At 64.6% G+C, this 25421-nt stretch carries 20 protein-coding genes; 15 read left to right on the top strand and 5 right to left on the bottom strand.

Annotated features, from left to right (window positions below; genetic code table 11):
* The first annotated feature begins 3 nt into the window (after positions 1-3).
* The 4 genes from nuoN to BMI85_RS01730 are packed head-to-tail and all read left to right on the top strand — an operon-like array spanning position 4 to position 4648.
* Positions 4-1443: an NADH-quinone oxidoreductase subunit NuoN gene (gene nuoN, locus BMI85_RS01745; protein WP_078599294.1), complete on the top strand. Its 1440-nt coding sequence runs from the start codon at positions 4-6 to the stop codon at positions 1441-1443.
* A complete protein-coding gene (locus BMI85_RS01740) occupies positions 1433-2185 on the top strand; it encodes a biotin--[acetyl-CoA-carboxylase] ligase (RefSeq protein WP_269780194.1) in 753 nt (250 codons plus the stop codon). The genes nuoN and BMI85_RS01740 overlap by 11 nt, the downstream gene beginning before the upstream one ends.
* A gap of 16 nt (positions 2186-2201) precedes the next feature.
* Entirely contained in the window at positions 2202-2978 is a 777-nt protein-coding gene (locus BMI85_RS01735; RefSeq protein ID WP_078599292.1) for a type III pantothenate kinase, read from the top strand.
* A 47-nt stretch (positions 2979-3025) separates the two neighbouring features.
* Entirely contained in the window at positions 3026-4648 is a 1623-nt protein-coding gene (locus BMI85_RS01730) for a ribonuclease J (RefSeq protein WP_078599291.1), read from the top strand.
* A 135-nt stretch (positions 4649-4783) separates the two neighbouring features.
* Here the strand turns inward: BMI85_RS01730 and BMI85_RS01725 are convergent, their stop codons facing one another.
* Positions 4784-6367 (bottom strand): DEAD/DEAH box helicase, encoded by a 1584-nt coding sequence (locus tag BMI85_RS01725; protein WP_078599290.1) that lies wholly within the window; start codon positions 6365-6367, stop codon positions 4784-4786.
* Positions 6368-6651: 284 nt separating this feature from the next.
* Here BMI85_RS01725 and BMI85_RS01720 point away from each other — a divergent pair, with 284 nt between their 5' ends.
* Complete coding sequence (locus tag BMI85_RS01720) at positions 6652-8532, top strand: sodium:proton antiporter (protein ID WP_078599289.1); 1881 nt, start codon at positions 6652-6654, stop codon at positions 8530-8532.
* 3 nt (positions 8533-8535) lie between these two features.
* On the opposite strand, the gene BMI85_RS01715 is transcribed toward BMI85_RS01720, so the two are convergent.
* The 3 genes from BMI85_RS01715 to BMI85_RS01705 form a co-directional block, all read right to left on the bottom strand.
* On the bottom strand, positions 8536-9459 hold the full coding sequence (locus BMI85_RS01715; protein ID WP_078599288.1) for a M23 family metallopeptidase: 924 nt from the start codon (positions 9457-9459) through the stop codon (positions 8536-8538).
* A gap of 56 nt (positions 9460-9515) precedes the next feature.
* Positions 9516-11834, bottom strand: a complete 2319-nt coding sequence (clpA, locus tag BMI85_RS01710) for an ATP-dependent Clp protease ATP-binding subunit ClpA (protein ID WP_078546640.1) — start codon at positions 11832-11834, stop codon at positions 9516-9518.
* Positions 11835-12095: 261 nt separating this feature from the next.
* Positions 12096-13463 (bottom strand): HPP family protein, encoded by a 1368-nt coding sequence (locus tag BMI85_RS01705; protein WP_168174718.1) that lies wholly within the window; start codon positions 13461-13463, stop codon positions 12096-12098.
* Between the two features lie 208 nt (positions 13464-13671).
* Between BMI85_RS01705 and BMI85_RS01700 the strand changes: the two genes are divergently transcribed.
* The 3 genes from BMI85_RS01700 to BMI85_RS01690 all read left to right on the top strand — a co-directional run bounded on the left by BMI85_RS01700 (position 13672) and on the right by BMI85_RS01690 (position 18096).
* Positions 13672-15468: a tetratricopeptide repeat-containing sulfotransferase family protein gene (locus BMI85_RS01700; RefSeq protein WP_168174717.1), complete on the top strand. Its 1797-nt coding sequence runs from the start codon at positions 13672-13674 to the stop codon at positions 15466-15468.
* A gap of 133 nt (positions 15469-15601) precedes the next feature.
* The gene (locus tag BMI85_RS01695; RefSeq protein ID WP_078599285.1) at positions 15602-17401 is read left to right on the top strand and encodes a tetratricopeptide repeat-containing sulfotransferase family protein; all 1800 of its coding nucleotides are present in this window, start codon (positions 15602-15604) and stop codon (positions 17399-17401) included.
* Positions 17402-17463: 62 nt separating this feature from the next.
* Positions 17464-18096: a LysE family translocator gene (locus tag BMI85_RS01690; RefSeq protein WP_078599284.1), complete on the top strand. Its 633-nt coding sequence runs from the start codon at positions 17464-17466 to the stop codon at positions 18094-18096.
* 3 nt (positions 18097-18099) lie between these two features.
* Here the strand turns inward: BMI85_RS01690 and gloB are convergent, their stop codons facing one another.
* Positions 18100-18870 (bottom strand): hydroxyacylglutathione hydrolase, encoded by a 771-nt coding sequence (gene gloB, locus BMI85_RS01685; protein ID WP_078599283.1) that lies wholly within the window; start codon positions 18868-18870, stop codon positions 18100-18102.
* Positions 18871-18932: 62 nt separating this feature from the next.
* Here gloB and BMI85_RS01680 point away from each other — a divergent pair, with 62 nt between their 5' ends.
* The 7 genes from BMI85_RS01680 (at position 18933) to BMI85_RS01650 (ending at position 25391) form a co-directional block, all read left to right on the top strand.
* Positions 18933-19691, top strand: a complete 759-nt coding sequence (locus BMI85_RS01680) for a methyltransferase domain-containing protein (RefSeq protein ID WP_078519404.1) — start codon at positions 18933-18935, stop codon at positions 19689-19691.
* 401 nt (positions 19692-20092) lie between these two features.
* Positions 20093-20653, top strand: coding sequence for a F0F1 ATP synthase subunit delta (locus tag BMI85_RS01675; RefSeq protein ID WP_078546650.1), 561 nt, complete (start codon positions 20093-20095; stop codon positions 20651-20653).
* On the top strand, positions 20654-22183 hold the full coding sequence (atpA, locus tag BMI85_RS01670; protein ID WP_078539506.1) for a F0F1 ATP synthase subunit alpha: 1530 nt from the start codon (positions 20654-20656) through the stop codon (positions 22181-22183). It abuts the gene before it with no gap.
* A gap of 21 nt (positions 22184-22204) precedes the next feature.
* On the top strand, positions 22205-23083 hold the full coding sequence (locus tag BMI85_RS01665; protein WP_078546652.1) for a F0F1 ATP synthase subunit gamma: 879 nt from the start codon (positions 22205-22207) through the stop codon (positions 23081-23083).
* 21 nt (positions 23084-23104) lie between these two features.
* Positions 23105-24523 carry a F0F1 ATP synthase subunit beta gene (gene atpD, locus BMI85_RS01660; RefSeq protein ID WP_078519401.1) on the top strand — a complete coding sequence of 473 codons (1419 nt, stop codon included), beginning with the start codon at positions 23105-23107 and terminating at the stop codon, positions 24521-24523.
* A 9-nt stretch (positions 24524-24532) separates the two neighbouring features.
* Complete coding sequence (locus tag BMI85_RS01655) at positions 24533-24934, top strand: F0F1 ATP synthase subunit epsilon (protein WP_078519400.1); 402 nt, start codon at positions 24533-24535, stop codon at positions 24932-24934.
* Between the two features lie 106 nt (positions 24935-25040).
* Positions 25041-25391, top strand: a complete 351-nt coding sequence (locus BMI85_RS01650; RefSeq protein ID WP_078599282.1) for an H-type lectin domain-containing protein — start codon at positions 25041-25043, stop codon at positions 25389-25391.
* The last annotated feature ends 30 nt before the right edge of the window (positions 25392-25421 follow it).

The following is a 25421-nucleotide window of genomic DNA, read 5'->3' as shown; positions in this document are numbered from 1 at the left end:
GGGATGACTTCTGCGGATTTCTCGATCGTCCTTCCGGAGTTTTTGCTCGCCATCTACGCGATGGTGGCGCTGCTCGCGGGTGTGTGGTTCGGCAAGGACAAGCTTGCGCCGACCCTGCTGTGGATCACCTCCGGCGTCATGCTGGTGATCGCAGCCTGGATCGGTCTGGCCGAGGTAGGGTCGCATGAGGCCTTCGGTGGCCTCTTCATCGACGATGCGTTCTCGCGCTTCACCAAGGTGATGATCCTGGTCTCGGCTGCGCTGGTTCTCGCGATGGGCACCGATTACATGCAGCGCCGCGGGTTGCTGCGTTTCGAATACCCGATCCTCGCGACGCTGGCCGTCATCGGCATGATGATGATGGTCTCGGCGGGCAACCTGATGTCGCTCTACATGGGGCTCGAGCTGCAATCGCTCGCGCTCTACATCGTGGCCGCGCTGCGCCGCGAAAGCGAGAAGAGCTCGGAAGCGGGTCTGAAGTACTTCGTGCTCGGCGCGCTGTCCTCGGGCATCCTGCTCTATGGCGCCTCGCTAACCTACGGCTTCGCGGGCACCACGCAATTCGCGGGTATCATCGGGGTGGTTCAACAAGGTCACCTGCCGATCGGCCTGCTTTTCGGCATGGTCTTCCTGATCGCCGGTCTCGCCTTCAAGGTCTCGGCGGTGCCGTTCCACATGTGGACGCCCGACGTCTATGAAGGCTCGCCCACGCCGGTCACCGCCTTCTTCGCCACCGCGCCGAAAGTGGCCGCGATGGCGCTGATCGCACGGCTCGTCTTCGACGCCTTCGGTCAGGTCCCGGCGGAGTGGGGCCAGATCCTCGCGCTGCTCGCGGGCCTGTCGATGGTCTGGGGCTCGGTCGCGGCAATCGGTCAGACGAACATCAAACGCCTGATGGCCTATTCCTCGATCACCCATATGGGCTTCGTCCTGCTGGGCCTCTCGGCGGGCACTGCCGAGGGTGTGCAGGCGATGCTGACCTATATGGCGATCTACGTAACGATGAATGTCGGCGTCTTCGCCTTCATGCTCTCGATGGAGCGGGACGGCCAGCCGGTGACCGATATCAAATCGCTGAACCAATATGCCCGTCAGGATCCGACCAAGGCGCTGGCGATGCTGGTGCTGCTGTTCTCGCTTGCAGGCGTGCCGCCGTTCTTGGGCTTCTTCGCCAAGTTCGCGGTGCTTCAGGCGGCGCTGCATGCGGGCTATATCTGGCTCGTGCTGCTGGGCGTGATCGCCTCGGTCGTGGCGGCCTTCTACTACCTACGGATCGTGTTCTACATGTATTTCGGCAAGGAGACGGACCCGCTGGACAACCGGATGCCCGCGATCCAATGGGGGCTTCTGATGGTCTCCGCGCTGGCGATGCTGCTCGGTATCTTCAACCTCTTCGGCATCGAGGGCGCAGCCCAGGCTGCGGCGGCGGCTCTTGTCAACTGAGCGCGATGACTGGCCCGAGGGTGTGGCGCGACATGTCCTGCCCTCGGTCGATAGCACCATGGATGAAGCGGCCCGGCTAGCGCCGGGCCTCTCCGGTTCAGCGTGGATCTTTGCGCATGAGCAGACCGCGGCCCGCGGTCGGCGCGGCCGTGCCTGGCGCGCGCCCACGGGCAATTTCTCGGCGACGCTGGTGATGCGGCCCGAGGGCGGGCTCGGGCAGGCGGCGCTCTATTCCTTCGTCGCGGCTCTGGCGCTCGAGGCGGCGCTCGCCCATGTCGGGGGCCCGCATGCGCGGCTCTCGATCAAATGGCCCAATGACGTGCTGCTGAGCGGTGGCAAGATCGCGGGTATCCTGCTGGAGAGCCTGCGGGGCGGAGAGCAGATCGCGATCGGCATCGGGGTGAACCTCGCGCAGGCGCCCGACCGCAGCGAGGTCGAGCCCGAGGCGATGGCCCCGGTCAGCCTGATTGGCGAGACCGGGATGCAGATCGCCCCGGTCGACTTCCTGCCGATGCTGGCGCAGGCCTTCGATCACTACGACCGGCAATTCCGCGATTACGGCTTCGACGCGATCCGCAATGCGTGGCTCGCCCGCGCGGCGCGTCTGGGCGAGGAGATCACCGCCCGGGTCGGCAACGAGACCTATCGTGGCACCTTCGAGACCATCGACGAGACCGGGGCGCTTATCCTGACCACGCCCGAGGGCCGTCGCGCCATCTCGGCAGCGGATATCTTTTTCTGAGCGGAAAGGGGGAGCCATGCTTCTCTGCATCGACTGCGGTAACACCAATACGGTCTTTTCGGTCTGGGACGGGACGGATTTCGTCGCCACTTGGCGGATGGAGACCAATCACCAGCGCACGGCGGACGAATATTTCCTCTGGCTGTCGGGCATGATGCGCGTGCAGGAGATCGCCGGCGAGATCACCGAGGTGATCATCTCGTCGACCGTGCCGCGCGTCGTGTTCAACCTGCGGGTCCTGTCGAACCGGTATTTCAACTGCCGCCCGCTGGTGGTGGGCAAGCCCGAATGCCGTCTCCCGGTCGAGCCGCGCGTCGATCCGGGCACGACCGTGGGGCCGGATCGCCTCGTGAACACGGTGGCGGGCTATGACCGGCATGGCGGCGATATCGTCGTCGTCGATTTCGGCACTGCGACCACCTTCGACGTGGTGGCCTCCGACGGGGCCTATATCGGCGGCGTGATCGCGCCCGGCGTGAACCTCTCGCTGGAGGCGTTGCACGCCTCCGCCGCCGCCCTACCTCATGTCGATGTGACGATGCCCGAAAAGGCCATCGGCACGAATACCGTCGCCTGTATCCAATCGGGCGTTTTCTGGGGCTATATCGGCCTCGTCGAAGGCGTCGTGCGCCAAATCCGGCTCGAACGCGACCGGCCGATGAAAGTCATCGCGACCGGCGGTCTGGCCGAACTGTTCTCGCAGGGCTTTGACCTCTTTGACAGTGTGGATTACGACCTTACCATGCACGGCCTTCGCCTCCTCAACGACTATAACAAGGATCTTCCCGCGTGAGTGACAGACTGATCTACCTCCCCCTCGGCGGTGCCGGCGAAATTGGCATGAACGCCTATGTGTACGGCTACGGCCCAGAGGGGAAAGAGCGGCTGATCGTTGTCGATCTGGGCGTGACTTTCCCGGATATGGACGGCACGCCCGGCGTCGATCTGATCTTCGCCGATCTCGAATGGCTGGAAGCGAATGCCGACCGGATCGACGCGATCTTTATCACCCACGCCCATGAAGACCATATCGGCGCGCTGCCCCATGTCTGGAACAAGCTGCGCAAGCCGGTCTATGCGCGGGCCTTCACCGGCCGCATCGGTCAGCTGAAGCTGGAAGAGGCGGGGATCCCGCCCGAGACGATCCAGATCGTCGAGCCGCGCCCGAAGGTGATCGAAGCCGGTCCGTTCAAGGTGCAATTCGTGCCGATCTCGCACTCGATCCCCGAAAGCTCCGGCCTCATCATCGACACGCCCGCCGGGCGCGTTGTCCATACGGGTGATTTCAAGCTCGACGGCAACCCGATCGTGGGCGAACCCTTCGAGCCCGAGATGTGGCATGCCATCGCCAAAGAGGGCGACGGTGTGAAGGTTCTGGTGAGCGATTCCACGAACGTCTTCTCGCCGCTGCCGGGTCGGTCGGAGGCCACGCTGGCCGAACCGATCTCGGAACTGATCCGCGCCCAGACCGGTATGGTTGTCGCGACCACCTTCGCCTCGAACGTCGCGCGCCTGAAGACGCTCGCCGAGGCAGGCAAGGCTGCGGGGCGCTCGGTCTGCCTGCTTGGCCGCGCGATGAAGCGCATGGTCTCGGTCGCGGAAGAAACCGGGGTGCTCAAGGGCATGCCCGGCACGATCTCGGCGGAAGAGGCGAGCGATGTGCCGCGCCAGAACCTGATGCTGATCGTGACCGGCTCTCAGGGCGAGCGCCGCGCGGCCTCGGCTCAGCTGAGCCGTGGCAAATATCTGGGTCTCGAGCTGAAAGAGGGCGACACGTTCCTGTTCTCCTCGAAGACGATCCCGGGCAACGAGCGCGGCGTGATCCGCATCATGAACGCGTTCTCCGAGATGGGCGTCGACGTGGTGGACGATCACGGCGGGCTCTATCACGTCTCCGGCCACGCGAACCGCCCCGATCTGGAAGCCGTCCATGAACTGCTCGCGCCGAAGATGCTGATCCCGATGCATGGCGAGCACCGTCACCTGCGCGAGCACGCGAAGCTGGCCTCGGATAAGGGCATTGCGTCAGAAGTCGCGACGAACGGCACGATGATCGACCTGACCGGCAAGACGCCGAAAGTCGTCGAATATATCGAAGCGGGCCGCACTTACCTCGACGGTTCGGTGCAGATCGGCGCGATGGATGGCGTGGTGCGGGACCGGATGCGTATGGCGCTGAACGGGCTGTGCCTCGTGACCCTGATCCTCGACGAGGAAGACCAGCCGCTGGGCGAGCCCTGGGTCGAGCTGAACGGCCTGCCGAAACTGGGTCGCTCAGGCGCGCCGCTGGCGGAAACGATCGAAGACGAGATGACGCAATATCTCGAACGCGCTTCGATCAAAGTCCTCAAAAATGACGACAAGATCGACGAGGGCCTGCGTCGCATCGCACGTCAGGTCTCGATGGAAGAGATCGGCAAGAAGCCCGAAGTGATCGTCGTCACCAGCCGCCTGACCGAGTGAGCGTGGCTCCGCGCCTGTGAAGGGCGCGGATCGCCCTAGGCGCAGGCGGGCAGGGGCGCGCGCCATCCCTAAAGACAAAGAAAAACCCCGCTGGAGGAAGCCTCCGGCGGGGATATTGTTACCAAGACGAAAGCCTCAGCTGTCCGCCTTGTCCTCGGCGGTCTCCTCAACCGCGCCGGGGCGGAAGGAGACGGTGAGGAAGTCCGGAACGTGATCGCCCATGCCCACGACTTCGTTGTCGCGCTCGCGGCGGTTGCGGCCACCGCGCGACCGGCGGGCGTTACCGCCCTCGTCGGAAGACTGGCTGCGCGATTGCGGCTTCGGAGCGCTCGCGGCCTCGGGGGCCTCGCTGCGGGCCTCTTCGGGCTGAGCCTCAGCTTTCTTGGGCGCCTGCTCTTGCTCCTGCTGCTCCTGCGGCGCGGCGCTTTGCGGCTGCTGCGTCTCTTCGCTGCGCTGGTCGCGTTTCGACCCACGCCCGCCACGATCCCGGCTGCGCCCGCCGCGCGAACGACCGCCCTTGGCGTCTTCGCGCTTGCGCGCCGGTTGCTTCGCACCTTCGGACAGCTCGAAATCTTCCGGCGGCTCGGCGCGCGGGATTTCCTGCTCGACGAGGCTTTCGATCTGGCTAAGGAACTTCTCGTCCGACGGGACCGCGATCGAGATCGCCGTGCCCTTGCGGCCCGCGCGACCCGTGCGGCCGATCCGGTGGACGTAATCCTCGGCATGCATCGGCAGGTCGTAATTGAAGACGTGGCTCACCGAGGGCACGTCGAGGCCGCGCGCGGCCACGTCGGAGGCGATCAGCAGTTTGAGCTTGCCATCGCGGAAATTCTCGAGCGTGCGCGTGCGCTGGCTCTGATCGAGGTCGCCATGGATCGGGGCGGCGTCGAAGCCGTATTTCTGCAGGCTCTTGGCGACGATATCGACATCGACCTTGCGGTTACAGAAGACGATCGCATTGGTGCAGGCCTCGCCCTCGGCCGAGATCACCGCGCGCAGCAATTCGCGCTTGGCCTTGGCCGTCTGGTCGCGGCGCGCCGGTTCGATCTGGATCAGCTTCTGGGTGATGTTCGCACCGGTGGTCGCCTGACGCGCAACTTCGACCCGCGTCGGCGCATGCAGGAAGGTGTTGGTGATCCGCTCGATCTCAGGGGCCATCGTGGCCGAGAAGAACAGCGTCTGGCGCGTGAACGGCGTCAGCTGGAAGATGCGCTCGATATCCGGGATGAAGCCCATGTCGAGCATCCGGTCGGCCTCGTCGACGACCATGACCTTCACATCGGTCAGGATCAGTTTGCCACGCTCGAAATGGTCGAGCAGGCGGCCCGGCGTCGCGATCAGCACGTCGACGCCCTTGTCGATCAGCTTGTCCTGCTCGCCGAACGACACGCCGCCGATCAGCAGCGCGCGGGTCAGCTTAGTGTTCTTGGCGTAGAGGTCGAAGTTCTCGGCGACCTGGGCTGCCAGTTCGCGGGTCGGGCAGAGCACGAGCGAGCGCGGCATCCGGGCGCGGGCGCGGCCCCGACGCAGCAGCGTCAGCATCGGCAGGGTGAAGCTGGCGGTCTTGCCGGTCCCGGTCTGCGCGATGCCGAGCACGTCCTTGCCTTCGAGCGCGGGCGGAATGGCGCCAGCCTGAATGGGCGTGGGCTCTTCGTAGCCAGCGTCGACAACGGCGGAAAGGACTTTCGGGTCCAGCTTCAGATCGGTGAATTTAGTCATGGGTTTCCTTGGTTTACCTTTGATCGCGTCCTGTCGCGACCCGCATCGGGCGGGGCCGCTATCGGGCGCTTTAGGAACCGGGCGCCCAGGAGAAGCTCCGCCGGATTACGGAGCTTGACTGCGCCCTACCGGATTGCGACGCAAAGGTCAATCTTTTCAGGGGGTGACCCGGGGCTGCGCGCGGAACATAGCGCGGTCCTGCGCGATATTCGGCCTCTTGCAAAAGGGCACGGAACCTGACCTCCTGAACGGGGTTTGATCCCGAAGCGTGACGAGGGACAGGTATGGCAGTTGCGGAATCGGCGGGTCTCGGCCCGGTATTGGCCTTTGCGCTGGTGGGTGTGTGCGGTGTCGGGGCGCAATGGCTGGCCTGGCGCCTGCGCCTGCCCGCCATCGTGATCATGCTGGTCGCAGGGCTCATCGCGGGACCCGCGACGGGGCTTTTGAACCCGAGCCGGGATTTCGGAGAATTGCTGAGCCCGTTGATCGCGCTCGCGGTGGCGGTGATCCTGTTCGAGGGGGGCTTCTCCCTCGATTTCCACCGCTTGGGCGACGCGAAAACCGGCGTACGGCGACTGGTCTTCATCGGCGCACCTCTGGGCTGGTTCCTCTCGGTGCTCGCGCTCGTTTGGGGCGCGGGGCTCAGCTGGGAAAGCGCGGCTGTTTTCGGCGGCATCATGGTCGTGACCGGCCCCACGGTGATCGCGCCGCTTCTGCGTACGGCAAAACTCGCCCGCCGCCCCGCGCGTCTGCTGCAATGGGAAGCCATCGTGAACGACCCGATCGGCGCGCTCGCGGCGGTTCTGGCCTTCGAGGTAGTGTTCACGCTGCGATCCAACTTGCCGATGGGCGAGGCGGTGTGGCATCTCGCGCTCGGTATCGGCTTTGCGGCCGCGATCGGCGGCGCGATCGGCTGGGGCATCGCGCGCAGCTTCTCGCGCGGGTGGGTGCCGGAATTCATGAAGGTGCCGGTGCTCTTCGCGACGCTTTTGGCCACCTTCGCGGTGACCGACCACGTGCTGCATGAAAGCGGGCTGCTGGCGGTCACCGTGATGGGGCTGGTGATCGGCAATGCCGACCTGCCGTCCTACGAGGAACTGCGCCGCTTCAAGGAACACGCGACCGTGCTGTTGGTCTCGGGCGTGTTCATCCTGCTCGCGGCGAATATCGAGATCGACCAGCTTGCCGCGCTCGACTGGCACGCGCTCCTCTTCGTTATTCTCGTGGTGCTGGTGGCGCGGCCGCTGACGGTACTGATCTCGCTGATCGGGACGGCACTGCCGCGCAACGAACGGCTGCTGATCGCCTTTACCGGCCCGCGCGGGGTGGTGCTGGTCGCGGTGGCGGGCCTCTTCGGGCAGCGCCTGGCGGAGATCGGCGTCGCGGACGGGTTGCGGATCGGGCCGCTGGCCTTCGTTCTGGTGCTGGTGACGGTAATCGTGCACGGCTTCACGCTGGCGCCGCTCGCGCGGAAGCTGGGGCTCGCCAATGCCGACAAGCCGGGCCTGCTGATCGTGGGCGGCTCGCGCTTCACCACGGCGCTGGCCGAGACGCTGAACAAGGCCGAGGTGCCGGTGCTGATCACCGACCCGAACCATGCCCACCTGATCCGCCCGCGCGCCAATGGGCTCAAGACCTTCTACGGCGACATTCTGGGCGAGGCGGCGGAGGACAAGGTCGAGCTGATGGCCTATTCGACCCTGCTCGCCGCCACCGACAACGACGCCTACAACACGCTGGTCGCGACCGATCTCGCGCCCGAGCTGGGCCGCGACAAGGTCTGGCAGGTGCCGCGCCAGAAGGACGACCGCGAGCGCCACGCGCTGCCGACGCAGCTCGGTGGGCGCCGCTTTGGCGAGGGGCGGACGCTGGAGAATTGGGAGAAGCTGCTGTCGGAGGGTTGGCGTTTCCGCGTGACCCGGATCACCGAGGAATACACGCTGACCCAGTGGCGCGAGAAGCGGCCCAAGGCGAAGCCCGTAATGGTCGTGGCGAAAAGCGGCGATCTGCGCTTCGTGATCGATCCGGCCGAAATGAAGGTCGAGCCGGGCGGGCGGTTGATTTCGCTCCTGCCGCCCGAGGCTTTTGAGGAAGAGACCACGCAGAAGGCCAAGGCCGGGGAGAAGCCCTCGGGTCAGCCGGGGCCTGCCGCACGGATTCCGTGAGGGCTAGTCTATCCGAACGGAGGCGGGGCGGCGGGCGATCACTGCGCCGTCGCGGCTGAGCGTGATCTGTCCTGCGTAGGTGCCTTTGGGCCAGCCGCTAGGTGGGGTCTTCTTGCCGACATAGCGGAAGAACCGGGCCTTGGACGCGTCGACCTCGCTGGTCGTCCTGATGCTGATCCCGTCCGGGCCGGTGATCGCGAACCCGATCGTGTCCCCCGCACGCAGTCCAAAACCGTAGCCCCACAAGACAAGCGCGGGTCCGGTTTCGCGGGGCGGGGGCAGGGGAGCGCCGGCCAAGACTGTCTCGAAGCGTGGCACGGTGGCGGTGAGCCCGGCGTCGAGCCAACCGCTCGAGGAATATTTTACCGGATCGGTCCAGAGCGTTTGCGTCGCATCGCTGGCGCAGGCGTCCTGCATTTCAGGGTCGAACGGGTCAACTACGGTGTCGTCGTGGCGCAGCGAGAGATGCAGATGCGGGAATTCCGCTTGGCCTGATTGTCCGACGAGGCCGAGCGGTTCGCCGGCTTTTACCCGGTCGCCCCTGTTCACGGAAATGGAGCCTTCGCGCAGATGGCAATATTGGGACTGCCAGCCATTGCCGAGATCGATGATGATCCCGTTTCCGCATTCCTTGCCCGCGACTTTCTTTCCGCTGGCATAAGCCCCGTCGCGCTCTTCGTCGCGGGTGGCGACCACCCGGCCCGGGGCGGCGGCGATCACCTGCACGCCCGCCTGCATCTGCGCTTCGGTCAGCAGCGCGAAATCGGTGCCCTTGTGGCCGTCATAGGTCAGCCCGCCGCAACCCGCATCGCGCACACCGGAGCCGGGGTCGCGGTCGACGTAGTTCTGGATGTAGCAGTCTTGGCCAAGTGTGCACTCGACCGGCATTTGCAGCTTCGGCGCGTCGGATAGAAAAGTCCCGGCCATGCAGGGCACGGCCGGGACGAGTAGGCTTATCAATACCGCGCGGAGCACGGTCTAGATCATTCGGCGGTCAGCAGGCGCGGCTTGGAGCCGGAAATCCGCTTCTTGCCCGGTTCCTCGACCTTGATGACGATCTTGTCGTCCTTGACCGAGACCTTGGCGACGCCGCCCTTGGTGAGCTTCCCGAAGAGCAGCTCTTCGGCGAGCGGCTTCTTGATATGCTCCTGAATGACCCGGCCCAGCGGACGCGCACCCATCTTGTCGTCGTAGCCCTTCTCGGCGAGCCAGTTCGCGGCGGCCGGGGTGAGCTCGATATGGACGTTGCGGTCGATGAGCTGCGCTTCGAGTTGCAGCACGAACTTGTCGACCACCTGCAAGATCACCTCGCGCGGCAGCGGCGCGAAGCTGACCACCGCATCCAGACGGTTGCGGAACTCGGGCGTGAAGGTCCGCTCGATCGCGGCAGTATCCTCGCCCTCGCGCCGATCGCGCCCGAAGCCGATTGCGGTCTTCGCCTGCTCGGCGGCGCCCGCATTCGAGGTCATGATCAGGATCACATTGCGGAAGTCGACGGTCCGGCCGTTATGGTCGGTGAGCTTCCCGTGATCCATCACCTGCAGCAGGATGTTGTAGACATCCGGGTGGGCCTTTTCGATCTCGTCGAGCAGCAGCACGCAATGCGGGTGCTGATCGACGCTGTCGGTCAGCATGCCGCCCTGATCGAAGCCGACATAGCCCGGAGGCGCACCGATCAGACGCGAGACCGCGTGCTTCTCCATGTATTCCGACATGTCGAAGCGCATCAGTTCCACGCCGAGCGTATCGGCGAGCTGCTTGGCGACCTCGGTCTTGCCGACGCCGGTCGGGCCCGCGAAGAGGTAGTTGCCGATCGGCTTCTCCGGCTCGCGCAGACCCGCACGGGCCAGCTTGATCGCGGAGGACAGCGTTTCGATCGCCTTGTCCTGACCGAACACGACGCGCTTGAGGGACTTCTCGAGATCCTTGAGCACCTCGGCATCGTCCTTCGAGACCGATTTCGGCGGGATCCGCGCGATCTTGGCGACGACCGCCTCGATCTCTTTCGGGCCGATGGTCTTGCGCCGCTTGCTTTCGGCCACGAGATGCTGGGCCGCGCCCGCCTCGTCGATCACGTCGATCGCCTTGTCAGGCAGCTTGCGGTCATGGACATAGCGCGCCGACAGTTCCACCGCCGTCTTGATGGCGTCATTGGTGTAGCGGATGTCGTGGTGCTTCTCGAAATAGGGCTTCAGACCCATCAGGATCTTGATGGAATCCGGCACCGACGGCTCGTTCACGTCGATCTTCTGGAACCGGCGGCTCAGCGCGCGGTCCTTCTCGAAGTGCTGGCGGAACTCCTTGTAGGTGGTGGAGCCCATGGTGCGCAGCTTGCCGCCCTGAAGCGCGGGCTTCAGGAGGTTGGACGCATCCATCGCGCCACCCGAGGTCGCGCCAGCACCGATCACGGTATGGATTTCGTCGATGAAGAGGATCGCGTCGGGATGCTCTTCGAGCTCCTTCACGACAGCCTTCAGACGCTCCTCGAAGTCGCCGCGATAACGGGTCCCCGCGAGCAGCGCGCCCATATCGAGCGAGTAGATCGTCGAATTGGCGAGGATCTCCGGGGTTTCGCCGCGCGTGATCTTCAGCGCGAGACCTTCCGCGATCGCGGTCTTGCCCACGCCGGGATCGCCCACCAGAAGCGGGTTGTTCTTGCGACGGCGGCACAGCACCTGAATACAGCGCTCCACCTCGTGCTCACGCCCGATCAGCGGATCGACATCGCCCTTCTCGGATTTCGCGTTGAGGTTCACGCAGTATTTCTCGAGCGCGGAATCCTTGGCTTCGGCCTGGGTCGCCCCTTCGGCCTTGGCCTCTTCCTCGGCCCCCGACACCGGGCGCGTCTCGCCGAACTCGGGGTCCTTCGCCACGCCATGCGCGATGAAGTTCACCGCGTCGTAGCGGGTCATGTCCTGCTCTTGCAGGAAGTAGGCGGCGTTGCTTTCGCGTTCCGCGAAGATCGCGACGAGCACATTGGCCCCGGTCACTTCCGAGCGGCCCGAGCTTTGGACATGGATGGCCGCGCGCTGGATCACGCGCTGGAAGGCGGCGGTCGGCACAGCTTCCGAGCCTTCGATTTCGGTCACGAGGGTGGACAGCTCATCGTCGATGAACTCCACCAAGGTCTGGCGCAATTCGTCGGTATCGACGGCGCAGGCCTTCATCACCCGCGCGGCGTCCGGCTCGTCGATCAAGGCGAGGAGCAGGTGTTCTAGCGTCGCGAGTTCATGCTTTCGGGCATTGGCGAGCGCCAGCGCCCCGTGGATTGCCTGTTCGAGCGTATTGGAAAACGACGGCATTATCTGCTCCTTTCCTCGGAGGGCGGCGCGGGAGGATACCCAGCCTAGTGTTGCCCTATAAGATTAAAGTTCGGTGGAAATCGCCGCGCTTCAAGTCTTTTCATGCCCAAAATCCGACCGGACTCCGATTCGTGCGGAAAAAACGGTCATTTAACGGGCGCGACGGTGCAGGGATACCGATGAGGCGCGCAATATCTTGGGGGGTTGCGTGTGACCTCTCCCATATGGGGAGGGTTTTCGCGCGTTCAAGCGTATTGCCGGTTACTTGGGCGACTCGCCGCGGCTTTCAGCGGTGTCGTATTGCGTGTCCTCATAGACCGGCGGACGGCGCGCGGTGCTCTGGTGCAATTCCGCGGCCAGTTCGGCCTCTTCGGGGTCAGTGTTGCCCGCGCGCTCAGGGGTGTCTTCGGCGCTCGCGGCGGGTGTCGATTTGGACGAGGGCTCCTCTTCGTCGTCGTAGACTTCCTCGTCGAGCTCCGCCTCGGTATGGGCGGCAGGCGAATGTTCCAGCAGCAGCGCCATGATGTCGGTCCGGGTCAGGATCCCGACGAGCCGTCCGCTTTCGGTCACCGGCACGACGCGCGCCTCGCGCCGGGCCAGCCGTTCGAGCAATTCGCCCACCGGCGTGTCGCCCTCGACCGTCTCGATATCGGTATGGAAGATCGCGCGGACCTCGGCCTCAGGGGGCGCCGCGCGAAAGCGCAAGGGGCGGCGCAGGATGTCGAATTCCTTGAACAGTTCCTCCAGCGCGTCGTGCTGATCGACCACGCCCAGATAATAGCCGGAATTGTCGACCACCGGCAGCGTGTGCACGTTGAGCGCGGTCATCTTGCGCACGATTTCCGACAGCGGCGCTTCGGGGCTGACGGTGACGGGGTTCTGCGTCATCAGATCGCGCACATGCGTATCGGCGAGAAGCGACTCGGCGGCGCGGTGTTCGGCCACCGCCATCAGCCGTGCCAGATCGGCGGGGTCCATATTGGCCGACTGGTTGAACTCGACCAGAAGGTTCGACAGGTCGCGCTGGCTGAGCGAGCGGGCCGGGCCGCGGGCGCGTCCGACATGGGCCGGGTGATAGGCGAGCGGGCGCGTCGGATAGGAAATCCCGAACAGCCGGTTCCAGAGCATCGCGAAACCGATCATCAGCACGGTCATCACCGCGATCGGGAAGATCGCGAAATCGAAGCCGAGCCGTCGCCCGGCCTCATGTTCCAGCACCACCAGCAGCGCGATCCCGGCCGCCGGCGGATGCAGAGCGCGCGCGGCCATCATCGCCGCAATCGACCCGCCCACCGCGAGCCCGTCCGCATAGGGCGGCGGCGTCACCATCAGCACCGCGACCGGCACCACGGCGGAGATCATCATCCCCATCATCGCGGACCATGGCTGCGCCAGAGGCGAATTCGGCAAAACGAACAACAGCACCGCCATCGAGGCGAAGCTGGAGACGAGGTAGATCCCGGCCTGTCGCGAATGGGGCAGGGTGGCCACGATGAAGGTCACGACGAGGATCGCCACCCCCGCACCGACCGCGCCCCGCAGAATGTCGACCGCGGGCCTGCGCCCCATGGAGGGGCCGAAGCGGCGCAACTGGCGGCGGACATTCTTGGGCAGGTGTGAGATCGGCATCGGTTCGCTGGGGTCGGAAAAGGTGAAACAGGTATCGCGCCTGGCACGCGCGGATGCAAGCGCGGGGGCGGCGAGGGCGCAGTGGCGCGGCGTCGCCGGTTCGGGGCTGGGTGACGACTGCACGGGCGTCTGACATCTTGCCATCATGCGCGGTGCCTCTATGGTGCGGCGCGACTTTACAGGCGGGACAGAACACGGAGACAGCGCGATGGCCGGACCGATAGACAAGACGCTGCGCACGGCGAAGACCCATGCGAAAAGCGGAGCCTTTGCCGAGGCCGAGGCGCTCTATCGCGAGGTGCTGGCAAGGTTTCCCGGCAACAAGCGCGCGCAAGCCGGGCTGGCCGAGATCGCGCAGACCCGCGCCTCCACCCGTCCGATGAACCCGCCGCGCCCGGTGATCGACCAGCTCTTCGGCCTTAAGAAGTCGGGCCGTGACCGCGAGGCCGCCGAGGCCGCCGCCCGCGTTCTCAAGCAATTCCCGCGTGCGCCGGCTGCGATGGAAGTCCGTGCAGCGGCGCTCTCGGCTTTGGACGATCACGAGGGCGCGGCGGCGCTCTATCGCGAATTGGTGGGGATGTTCCCTGACGCGCCCGACGCGCATGGCAGCTACGGCAACGAACTGATGGCGCTGAACCGCGACGGCGAGGCCGTGGCCGAGTTCGAGCGCGTGTTGGAATTACGGCCCGGCGATCCGGTTTCGCTCAACAACATCGGCAATGCGAAACGCCGGGCGGGTGACGACAAGACCGCGCGCAAACTCTATCACGCGGCCCATGAGGCTGCGCCCGATTTCGCCGAAGCACAGCTGAATCTGGGGAATATGCTGGCGAAAGATGGAGAGCTGGAGGAGGCGGAATTCCACCTCAAGGCCTTCTTGCACAAAGTACCCGATCACTATCTGACCCTGTCTTCGCTGGGCGATCTCCTTCTCGCAAAAGGCGACAAGCAATCGGCGCGCGAGAGCTACGAGCGCGCTTTGCACTACCGGCCCGGCTTCCCGGATGCACTCGCCGGGCTCGCCCATATCCAGCGCGCCACGGCGGACGATCCGCTTTTCGATGCGCTCACGGATTCGCTCGCGCAGCCGGGCCATAGCGCGAAGCAACGCGCGGGGCTCGAATTCGCACTTGGCAAGCTGCGCGAGGAGTCGGGCGAGACCGAGGCCGCTTTCGGTCACTACACGCGCGGCAATGCGCTGCGCAAAGAGGCTCAGGGCTACACCATTGCGCGCGACGTGGAGCGTTTCGCTCAGATCAAACAGGCGTTTCCCGCCCCGCCCGCGGACATCCCCGAAGCCGCGCCTGACGGCCCCGAGCCAATCTTCATCGTCGGCCTGCCGCGCTCGGGCACGACCCTGACCGAGCAGATCATCTCGGCGCATCCGCAGGTCGCACCGGGCGGAGAGCTGACCGAGCTGAGCCAACAGTTCAACGAGTTCGACTGGACCGATCCCGATCTGCTGGCGCAGAAAGCACCCGAGATCCGCGCCGAGTATTGCGAGAAACTGCGCAAGCTCGGGCAGGGCGCGCCCTTCGTGACCGACAAGATGCCGCTCAATTTCCGCTGGTTGGGCGCGATCCGGGCGATCTTCCCGCAGGCGAAGATCGTCCACACCAACCGCGATCCGCGTGCGGTGATCTGGTCGATCTTCCGGCTCAATTTCAGCTCCGATGGCAATGATTACGCCTATGATCTGGATGATCTCGTTGCCTATCATGGCCTCTATCGCGACCTGATGGCGCATTGGCGCACGCTGTTCGGCGCGACGCTTTACGATCTCGATTACGAACAGCTGACCGCGACGCCGGAGCCGGTGATCCGCGACATGCTGGCCTATCTCGAACTGCCTTTCGACGAGGCGTGTCTTCGCCCGCAGGACAATACGCGCATCGCGCGCACCGCGTCGCGCGATCAGGTTACGAAACCGATCTACAAGGGCAGCTCGCAGGCGTGGGAGAAATTCGCGCCCCATCTGGAGGCAGCTTTCGCCAAGCTCGATTAAGCCTGGGCTTGTCCTCTGAAGGCCCCGCCGATTTAGTCGGGCCTTGAGCCATGTCGCTGAGACCGGCTCTTGGCGGCGCTTGTCATCGTCCGGGTGCTCGCTATGGTCGGGACGAATTTGCGAAGGAGAGCCAATGGCCGGGTCCGTTGACAAGATTCTGCTTGCCGCGCGTGGTCATGCAAAGCGTGGGGAAATCGCGCAGGCCGAGGCGCTTTACCGCGAGGTACTCGGGCGGTTTCCCGGCAACAAGCGCGCGAAGGCGGGGCTTGAGGCACTGGGGCAGGCCAGTAAGGCGAAACCCGCCGCGGGGCCGCCGCGCGCGCTGGTGCAGCAGCTGATGGGGCTGATGCAGACGGGGCGCAATCGCGAGCTGGTCGACCAAGCGAACCGCGCGCTGCGGATCCATCCTGACACCATACTGTTGCTCGAATTCCGCGCGGCGGGGCAGGGGGCGCTGGGCGATCATGCCGGGGCGGCCGAGACCTATCGCCGCCTGATCGCCTTGCGCCCGGATCATGCCGATACGCACGGCAATCTGGGCAATGAGCTGATGGAGCTGGGCCAGCACGAAGACGCGATCGTTCAGTTCGAGCGCGTGTTGACGCTGCGCCCACGCGATCCGGTCGCGCTCAACAATCTGGGTAATGCGCTGCTCGCGCTCGGGCGCGAGGCCGAGGCGCGCACACGGTTCGAGGCCGCGCTCGAGGTCGCGCCGAATGATGTGCATATGCTCAATAATCTGGGCAATCTGCTGCTGAACGAGGGGGATTTCACCGGGGCACGGCTCCGGTTGGAAAAGGGGCTGTCGCTCGATCCGCGCCACGTGTTGCTGTTGAACAATCTTGGGATCGTACTTCTCGCACAGGGCGACATCGCGGGGGCGCAGGCACGGTTCGAGGCGGCGCTGGCTGCTGACCCGAGTTATGCCGAGGCCTGGTGGAACCTCTCGCCCCTGCATCGCTTCGTGCCGGATGACCCGCTGCTTTGGCAACTCGAGACACAGGTCGCGGCGGAAGGGCATTCGGAGCATGACCGGATGCTGCTCGAATTCGCGCTGGCCAAGGCGCAGCATGATGTGGGCAGGGCCGAGCGGGCCTTCGCGCTCTGGCGTTCGGCTAATGCAAGGCGCAAAGCAGAGCTAGGCTACGGTATCGCGCAGGACCGCAAGCTGTTTGCGCAGCTGCGCGACCGGTTCGCCGAAGCTCATCCGCCGATCCCCGAGACCGAGGCCGACCGCGCTGCCCAGGTGCCGATCTTCCTGCTGGGTCTGCCGCGCTCGGGCACGACGCTGGTCGAGCAGATCGTCACCCAGCACAGTCAGGTTGCGCCGGGCGATGAGATCGCCACGCTCGATCGCGAGATGAGCGCGATCGACTGGAGCGACCCGGAGGCCCTGACCCGGGAGGCGGGGCGCATCCGCGCCGCCTATTACGAGACGCTCGCCGGGCTGGCCGATGGCAAGCCCTTCGTGACCGACAAGATGCCGCTCAATTTCCGCTGGATCGGCGCGATCCGGGCGCTGTTTCCGCGCGCGCTCATCGTGCATGTCCATCGTGATCCGCGCGCGACGCTCTGGTCGATCTATCGCAACTTCTTTTCCAGCGCGGGGAATGGCTACGCGCATGATCTCGACGATCTCGTAGCCTATCACGGGCTCTATCGCGATCTGATGGCGCATTGGGCGACGCAGCCCGGCACGATCGTCGATTGCGACTACGAGGCGCTGACGGAAGACCCCGAGGCGCGCAGCCGTGCGCTGATCGAGGCCCTCGGGCTGCCTTGGGAGGACGCCTGCCTGCGCCCTCAGGACAACGCCCGCACGGTTGCGACCACGTCGAACACGCAGGTGCGCAAGCCGATCTACAAAGGCAGCTCGCAGGACTGGGAGAAATACGCGCCCCATCTCGAGGCCGCTTTCGCAAATCTTGATTGAGCGCGGGCTTGCGGCGCGCAGGGGCCGCTTTAATCTGCACGGACCACTGAGAAAGTCCTCCGATGCCCGACCTGTCCCATCTCCTCGCTTTCGGTGCCGTGGCGCTGGCCATGGTGCTGAGCCCCGGTCCCAACATGATTTATCTGGTCTCGCGCACGATCTGTCAGGGGCGCGGCGCGGGACTGATCTCACTGGGTGGGGTGGCGCTGGGTTTCGTCTTCTACATGCTCTGTGCGGCCTTCGGGATCACTGCGATCGTGCTCGCCGTGCCATATGCCTATGACGCGCTGCGGATGGCCGGGGCGCTCTATCTGCTTTGGCTGGCATGGCAGGCGGTGCGGCCGGGCGGGCGCTCGGCCTTTGAGACCCGCGAGTTGCCGATCGACGGGCCGCGCAAGCTGTTCGTGATGGGCTTCGTCACCAACCTCCTCAATCCGAAGATCGCGGTGATGTATCTGTCGCTGCTGCCGCAATTCATTGACCCCGCTACAGGGTCGGTGCTGGCGCAATCACTGGCGCTGGGCGCGGTGCAGATCGTGATCTCGGTGAGCGTGAACGCCGCGATCGTGCTGGGCGCAGGCGCAATGGCCCGGTTCCTCGCAGCGCGCCCGCTCTGGATGCGGGTGCAACGCTGGGCGATGGGGACGGTGCTCGCCGCGCTGGCGTTGAGCGTGTTGCGCGATGCGCGGCGGTGAGGCCTAGAACCGGTCCTTGCGGGCGCGCGCTTCGGTGAAGACTTCGACGGGCGTCGCGCTTTCGGGCAGGCCGAGCGCCGCGCGCAGTTTTGGATCGTCGCCGCGCAGGAACGGGTTGGTCGCTTTCTCCAGTGCGAGTTCGACCGGAACGGTGGGACGGGCCTGCGCGCGGGTCGCGCGAACGTCCTCCATCCGCGCCAGCAGGTTCGGGTTCTCCGGTTCGATCGAGAGCGCGAAGCGACCATTTGCCTCAGTATATTCATGCCCCGAACAGACCAACGTCTTGTCGGGCAACTCGCTGAACCGCGTCAGCGTATCGTACATCTGCTGCGCCGAGCCCTCGAAGAGACGTCCGCAGCCCCAGCTCATCAGGCTGTCGCCGGAAAAGAGCAGACCGCCCTCGGGGAAGTAATAGGCGATATGGCCGACCGTATGCCCATCGGCGGGCAGAACCTCGACATGCTCCATCCCGATCGCGAGCTTTTCGCCGGGGCTGACCTCCTGATCGAGCTTGGGCAGACGATGCGCATCCGCCTTGGCCCCCACGATTTTCGCCCCCGTTGCCGCTGACAATGCCTGAACGCCATCGATGTGATCGGCATGATGATGCGTCAGCAGGATCAGATTCGCTTTCCAGCCCCGTTCGTTCAGCGCCTTGAGAATGGGCGGCGCTTCGGGAACGTCGATCACGGTGGTTGTGTCCGTCGCCGCCTCGTGCACGACATAGGCATAATTGTCGGCGAGACAGGGAATGATGAGAAGCTCAACGGCCATGGTGTTTTCTACCGCTTTGATTATCTTGGCACATAGCTAAGCCGAAGGAAGCGAAAGGCGCAATGCATCTCGACGTTCTCGACCTGCGGAATTTCTACTACCGGACCCAGCTAGGCCGTGCGGCGCAGCGGGCAATCCGGGATCGGGTTGTTTCCATGTGGCCCGCGACGGGGCCGCAGATGGCGGGGCAGACGGTGGCGGGCTACGGCTTCGCGGTGCCGCTGCTGCGTCCTTACCTCGAGCCTGCGCGCCGGGTGATCGGGTTGATGCCGGCCGAGCAGGGCGTGATGCCGTGGCCTGCGGGGATGCCCAATGTCTCGGTCCTGTGCGACGAGGCGCGCTGGCCGCTGGAGACGGGCCGGGTGGACCGGCTGATCGTGATGCACGGGCTGGAGACCTCCGACAATTCCGAGGCCCTGATGCAGGAATGCTGGCGGGTGCTGGGGCCGGGGGGCAGGGCGCTGTTCATCGTGCCCAACCGCGCCGGGCTCTGGGCGCCGCGCGAAACCACGCCCTTCGGCTTCGGCAAACCCTACACGCTGGGGCAGCTCGACCAGCTCGCACGCCGGTCCGGCTTCGTGCCCGAGCGGCATACCGGGGCTCTCTATATCCCGCCGAGCCATCGCCGCTTCTGGTTGCGCTCGGCCGCGATGTGGGAGCGGCTGGGCACCAAGGCGGCGGGCGTGCTGGCGGCGGGCGTGGTGATGCTCGAAGTCTCCAAGCAGGTCCATGCGCGCCATGATTCCGGCCTGGGCGCGCGGGTCCGCAAACCGCTGTCGATTCTCGAAGGGGCGGTAAAACCGGCGACGGACCCGGCCTGACACGGAGTTAATGCCTCCCGCGGGAAAAACAGTCGAGACGCAACAATCACGTTCGCGTACCGCCCGTCGCGCAACTCTCATGTGTTCCGTCGCGGGAGGCGGATAATTATCGAACTGCCAACGCGTATTGAGGTGAATCACCCCCGCGCGGCGTTCCGTGACCAACCGGTCCAAATTCCTGTTAGCGCCCACAAAATCCTCCCCTCCCTGTCACCTTCCCGCGACGAAGGGCAGATTGGAGGCCTTCTGCTCACATTCTCGTGCTCAAGATGGTTGCGAGGGGGGGATTGCTCTGCTAGTGACCTCCCCGATAAGCGGCGCGGAGGGCATGTCTCAAGCGCGCCGGGGGAGCGCCCCATGGCCTGTTCCGGGTCGGGGCAAAACGCATCGGAAGGGTGGACGTGTCCGAACCAGCTTCGATTTCCGCAAGCATCGCCGGCCGCTATGCGCTGGCCATTTTTGAACTCTCGCGCGAAGCAAATGCCCTCGCCGCGCTCGAAGCCGATGTCTCCGCGCTGTCGGAGGCGCTGGCTGGCTCTGACGAGCTGCGTGAGGTGATTGCATCGCCGGTCTACACGCGCGACCAGCAGGCAGCTGCAATCGGCGCTCTGGCAGCCAAGATGGGCCTGTCGGACCCGATGAAGAACGGCCTGCAACTGATGGGCGCCAAGCGTCGTCTCTTCGTGCTGCCGCAGCTGCTCAAGGCGCTGTCGGACCTGATCGCGGACGAGAAGGGCGAAGTGACCGCAGATGTCACCTCGGCCAGCAAGCTCAGCGCCGCACAGGCCAAGAAGCTCGCCGAAGTGCTGAAAAACCAGACGGGCAAGACCGTCAAACTGAACACCGCCGTCGATGAAAGCCTCATCGGTGGCATGATCGTAAAGCTGGGCTCGCGCATGGTCGACACGTCGATCCGTTCGAAGCTCGCTTCTCTCAAGAACGCCATGAAAGAGGTCGGATAAATGGGCATCCAAGCAGCTGAGATTTCTGCGATCCTCAAGGAGCAGATCAAGAATTTCGGGCAGGACGCCCAAGTGGCCGAAGTCGGTCGCGTGCTGTCGGTTGGCGACGGTATCGCGCGCGTCTACGGGCTCGACAACGTCCAGGCCGGTGAGATGGTTGAATTCCCCGGTGGTATCCGCGGGATGGCACTGAACCTCGAGACCGACAACGTCGGTGTCGTGATCTTCGGTTCGGACCAAGACATTAAAGAAGGCGACACCGTCAAGCGCACGAACTCCATCGTGGACGTGCCGGTCGGTGAAGCGCTGCTCGGCCGCGTGGTCGACGGTCTCGGCAACGCGCTCGACGGCAAAGGCGCCATCGAAGCGAAAGAGCGTCGCGTCGCCGACGTGAAAGCTCCGGGCATCATCCCGCGTAAATCGGTTCACGAGCCGATGGCGACCGGCCTCAAGTCGGTTGACGCGATGATCCCGATCGGCCGTGGCCAGCGCGAGCTGATCATTGGCGACCGTCAGACCGGTAAGACCGCAATCGCGCTCGACACCATTCTGAACCAGAAGTCGTATAACGACGCTGATCCGTCCAACAAGCTGCACTGCTTCTACGTCGCGATCGGCCAGAAGCGCTCGACCGTGGCGCAGCTGGTTAAGAAGCTCGAAGAGACCGGTGCGATCGAATACACCACCGTGATCGCCGCGACCGCTTCGGACCCCGCGCCGATGCAGTACCTCGCGCCCTACACCGCGACCGCGATGGCGGAATACTTCCGCGACAACGGCATGCACGCGCTGATCATCTATGATGACCTCTCGAAGCAGGCTGTCGCCTATCGTCAGATGTCGCTGCTGCTGCGTCGCCCGCCGGGCCGCGAAGCATATCCGGGCGACGTGTTCTACCTGCACTCCCGCCTGCTGGAGCGTTCGGCGAAGCTGAACGAAGACTTCGGCGCCGGTTCGCTGACCGCTCTGCCGGTCATCGAAACCCAGGGCGGCGACGTGTCGGCCTTCATCCCGACCAACGTGATCTCGATCACCGACGGTCAGATCTTCCTCGAGACGGAACTGTTCTACCAAGGTATCCGTCCCGCCGTGAACACCGGTCTGTCGGTGTCGCGCGTTGGTTCGTCGGCTCAGACGAACTCGATGAAGACCGTAGCAGGCCCGGTTAAGCTGGAACTGGCACAGTATCGCGAAATGGCGGCCTTCGCTCAGTTCGGCTCGGATCTCGACGCCGCAACTCAGAAGCTGCTGAACCGTGGTGCGCGCCTGACCGAGCTGATGAAACAGCCGCAGTATTCGCCGCTCACCAACGCGGAAATCGTGGCCGTCATCTTCGCCGGCACCAACGGCTTCCTCGATAGCATCCCGGTTTCCGAGGTCGGCAAGTTCGAACAGGGTCTGCTGGATTACCTGCGCAACTCGCGCAAGGACATCCTCGACTGGCTCACGAACGAGGATCCGAAGATCAAGGGTGACGCGGCCGACAAGCTGAAAGCCGCTATCGACGAATTCGCCAAGACCTACGCGTGATTGGCCTGAAAGGACAGGGACATGCCCAGCCTTAAGGACCTTAAAAACCGGATCGGAAGCGTCAAGAACACGCGGAAGATCACGAAGGCGATGCAAATGGTCGCCGCCGCAAAGTTGCGCCGTGCCCAAGAAGCGGCCGAAGCTGCGCGCCCCTATGCCGAGCGGATGCACTCCGTGATGGCGGGGCTCGCAAGTTCGGTCCAGGGCCGGGACAACGCGCCGCGCCTGCTTTCGGGCACCGGTTCGGACAAGGTGCAGCTTTTGGTGGTCATGACCGCCGAACGCGGCCTGTGCGGTGGCTTCAACGCCAATATTGCGAAGCTCGCGCGCCAGACGGCTGACAAGCTGCTGGCCGAGGGCAAAGAGGTGAAGATCCTCACCGTCGGCAAGAAAGGCCGCGATGCGCTGCGCCGTGAATACGGTCAGTACTTCATCGGCCACGTCGATCTGAGCGACGTCAAACGCCTGAGCTATGACGACGCGCAGAAGATCGCCCGCGACCTGATCGGTCGCTTCGACAATGGCGAGTTCGACGTCGCGACGATCTTCTTCTCGATCTTCGAGAGCGTGATCGCGCAGCGCCCGACCGCGAAGCAGATCATCCCCGCTTCCTATGAACCGGAAGAGGGCGAAGAAACGCCGAGCGTCAATTACGACTACGAACCCAGCGAGACGCAAATCCTCGAGGATCTGCTGCCGCGTGGGGTCGCGACGCAGATCTTCACGGCTCTGCTGGAAAACGGTGCCTCGGAACAAGGTGCGCGGATGTCAGCGATGGACTCTGCGACGCGCAATGCGGGCGATATGATCGACAAGCTGACGATCGAATACAACCGCACGCGCCAGGCCGCGATCACCAAGGAACTCATCGAAATCATTTCGGGCGCCGAGGCGCTCTGACGGAACCGGAGAAAAACAGACATGGCAAGCAATGGTAAAGTGACCCAGGTCATCGGCGCCGTCGTCGACGTGCAGTTCGACGGCGAGCTGCCTGCGATCCTCAACGCGCTGGAAACCGAGAACAACGGCAAGCGCCTCGTTCTCGAAGTGGCTCAGCACCTCGGCGAAAACTCGGTGCGTACCATCGCAATGGACGCGACCGAAGGTCTCGTGCGCGGCGCCGGCGTGAAAGACACCGGCAAGCCGATCTCGGTGCCGGTCGGCAACGCGACCCTCGGCCGCATCCTGAACGTTATCGGCGAGCCCGTGGACGAGAAGGGCCCCGTGGAAGCGGACGAAACCCGCGCCATCCACCAGCCCGCGCCGAACTTCGAGAGCCAGGCGACCGCCTCGGAAATCCTCGTGACCGGCATCAAGGTCATCGACCTGCTCGCACCCTACTCCAAGGGCGGTAAGATCGGCCTGTTCGGCGGCGCTGGCGTCGGCAAGACCGTTCTGATCATGGAGCTGATCAACAACATCGCGAAGGTGCACTCGGGCTACTCCGTGTTCGCCGGTGTGGGCGAGCGGACCCGTGAAGGGAACGACCTCTACCACGAGATGATCGAATCCAACGTCATCAAGCCCGACGATCTGTCGAGCTCGCAGGTGGCACTGGTCTACGGCCAGATGAACGAGCCTCCGGGTGCGCGTGCGCGTGTCGCTTTGACCGGCCTGACCCTGGCAGAGCAGTTCCGCGACCAGTCGGGCACCGACGTTCTGTTCTTCGTGGACAACATCTTCCGCTTCACGCAGGCGGGTTCCGAGGTGTCCGCACTTCTGGGCCGTATCCCCTCGGCAGTGGGCTACCAGCCGACGCTGGCCACCGACATGGGCGCGATGCAGGAGCGCATTACCTCGACGAAAGCTGGCTCGATTACCTCGATCCAGGCCGTCTACGTGCCCGCGGATGACCTTACCGACCCGGCTCCGGCCACCACCTTCGCCCACCTTGACGCCACGACCGTTCTGTCGCGTGCGATCTCGGAACTCGGCATCTACCCGGCTGTGGACCCGCTGGACTCGTCCTCGCGTATCCTCGATCCGGGCATCGTCGGCGAAGAGCACTACAAGGTCGCCCGTCAGGTGCAGGAGATCCTCCAGCGCTACAAGGCTCTGCAGGACATCATCGCCATCCTCGGTATGGACGAACTGTCCGAAGAGGATAAGCTGACCGTGGCTCGTGCCCGTAAGATCCAGCGTTTCCTCTCGCAGCCCTTCGACGTTGCGAAAGTGTTCACCGGTTCGGACGGCGTTCAGGTTCCGCTCGAAGACACCATCGAGTCGTTTAAGGCGGTTGTTGCAGGCGAATACGATCACCTGCCCGAAGCAGCCTTCTACATGGTTGGCGGCATCGAGGACGTGAAAGCGAAAGCCGAGAAACTCGCCGCTGCGGCGTAAGGAGGCATTATGGCCGACACGATGCAATTCGATCTCGTTGCGCCCGAGCGCAAGCTGGCCTCGGAAGAGGCGGCGGTCGAGGTCATGGTGCCTGGTGCGGATGGTGACCTCACGGTCATGCCCGGCCACGCGCCGATGCTGACCACGCTGCGTCCCGGCAAGCTGACGATGGTGACGCGGTCGGAAACCCAGAGCTACGCGGTGACGGGTGGCTTCGCCGAGATCACCCCCGAGGGGATCACGGTTCTGGCCGAGCGTTCGCTGCCCGCGGAAGAGTTCACCAAGGAAGTCCACGATCGCCTGATCGAGGAAGCCCGCCGCGTCCATGACGAGGCGCATCCTTCGGTGGCCGACATGACCGCGAAGCTGCTGGCTGACATGGAGGCCCTCGGCTCGCATATGCTGAGCTGAGACCTCTCGCGAAAAGATTTAGGAAGCCCCGGATTTTCCGGGGCTTTTTATTGTCTGCAGTTGCGGTAAGCTCTGCCTCAGGTTGAAAGAAAGAGGCCCTCTCGCGATGATCACGATCGAAAGCCACCGTCTGGGGATGCAACGCGGCTCGCTCGTGCTGTTCTCCGACTATCAGGATGGCGGCGCCATGTGGACGGGCGAGGGCCCGCGCGAACTGCGCAAGAAGGTTGCCTTCCCGGAAGCTTTCCGCGCGACGCCGATGGTGCAGGTCTCGTTGTCGATGTGGGACGTGGACGGCAAGCATAATTCGCGGATGGATATCTCCAGCGACGGCGTCACGCCCGAGGGCTTCGTGATCGTCTTCCGCACCTGGGGCGACAGCCGTGTGGCGCGGGTGCGTGCGGACTGGCTGGCACTGGGCGGCGTGTCGCATGAGGATGATTGGGACATCGACTGATCCGTACCGACGCTGCCCATGAAAAACGCC

Origin of the sequence: Thioclava sp. DLFJ4-1, from assembly GCF_002020145.1 — a bacterium.
GTDB classification, from domain to species: Bacteria; Pseudomonadota; Alphaproteobacteria; order Rhodobacterales; family Rhodobacteraceae; genus Thioclava; species Thioclava sediminum.
The sequence above is the reverse complement of the archived record's forward strand: the minus strand, read 5'-3'. Positions and strand labels throughout refer to the sequence as shown.

Excerpts from the sequence above, each read along its gene's own strand:
- nuoN (WP_078599294.1), top strand. The coding sequence starts at position 4 with ATGACTTCTGCGGATTTCTCGATCGTCCTTCCGGAGTTTTTGCTCGCC.
- BMI85_RS01735 (WP_078599292.1), top strand. The coding sequence starts at position 2,202 with ATGCTTCTCTGCATCGACTGCGGTAACACCAATACGGTCTTTTCGGTC.
- BMI85_RS01730 (WP_078599291.1), top strand. The coding sequence starts at position 3,026 with ATGAACGCCTATGTGTACGGCTACGGCCCAGAGGGGAAAGAGCGGCTG.
- BMI85_RS01725 (WP_078599290.1), bottom strand. The coding sequence starts at position 6,367 with ATGACTAAATTCACCGATCTGAAGCTGGACCCGAAAGTCCTTTCCGCC.
- BMI85_RS01720 (WP_078599289.1), top strand. The coding sequence starts at position 6,652 with ATGGCAGTTGCGGAATCGGCGGGTCTCGGCCCGGTATTGGCCTTTGCG.
- BMI85_RS01715 (WP_078599288.1), bottom strand. The coding sequence starts at position 9,459 with ATGGCCGGGACTTTTCTATCCGACGCGCCGAAGCTGCAAATGCCGGTC.
- clpA (WP_078546640.1), bottom strand. The coding sequence starts at position 11,834 with ATGCCGTCGTTTTCCAATACGCTCGAACAGGCAATCCACGGGGCGCTG.
- BMI85_RS01705 (WP_168174718.1), bottom strand. The coding sequence starts at position 13,463 with ATGCCGATCTCACACCTGCCCAAGAATGTCCGCCGCCAGTTGCGCCGC.
- BMI85_RS01700 (WP_168174717.1), top strand. The coding sequence starts at position 13,672 with ATGGCCGGACCGATAGACAAGACGCTGCGCACGGCGAAGACCCATGCG.
- BMI85_RS01695 (WP_078599285.1), top strand. The coding sequence starts at position 15,602 with ATGGCCGGGTCCGTTGACAAGATTCTGCTTGCCGCGCGTGGTCATGCA.
- BMI85_RS01690 (WP_078599284.1), top strand. The coding sequence starts at position 17,464 with ATGCCCGACCTGTCCCATCTCCTCGCTTTCGGTGCCGTGGCGCTGGCC.
- gloB (WP_078599283.1), bottom strand. The coding sequence starts at position 18,870 with ATGGCCGTTGAGCTTCTCATCATTCCCTGTCTCGCCGACAATTATGCC.
- BMI85_RS01680 (WP_078519404.1), top strand. The coding sequence starts at position 18,933 with ATGCATCTCGACGTTCTCGACCTGCGGAATTTCTACTACCGGACCCAG.
- atpA (WP_078539506.1), top strand. The coding sequence starts at position 20,654 with ATGGGCATCCAAGCAGCTGAGATTTCTGCGATCCTCAAGGAGCAGATC.
- BMI85_RS01665 (WP_078546652.1), top strand. The coding sequence starts at position 22,205 with ATGCCCAGCCTTAAGGACCTTAAAAACCGGATCGGAAGCGTCAAGAAC.
- atpD (WP_078519401.1), top strand. The coding sequence starts at position 23,105 with ATGGCAAGCAATGGTAAAGTGACCCAGGTCATCGGCGCCGTCGTCGAC.
- BMI85_RS01655 (WP_078519400.1), top strand. The coding sequence starts at position 24,533 with ATGGCCGACACGATGCAATTCGATCTCGTTGCGCCCGAGCGCAAGCTG.
- BMI85_RS01650 (WP_078599282.1), top strand. The coding sequence starts at position 25,041 with ATGATCACGATCGAAAGCCACCGTCTGGGGATGCAACGCGGCTCGCTC.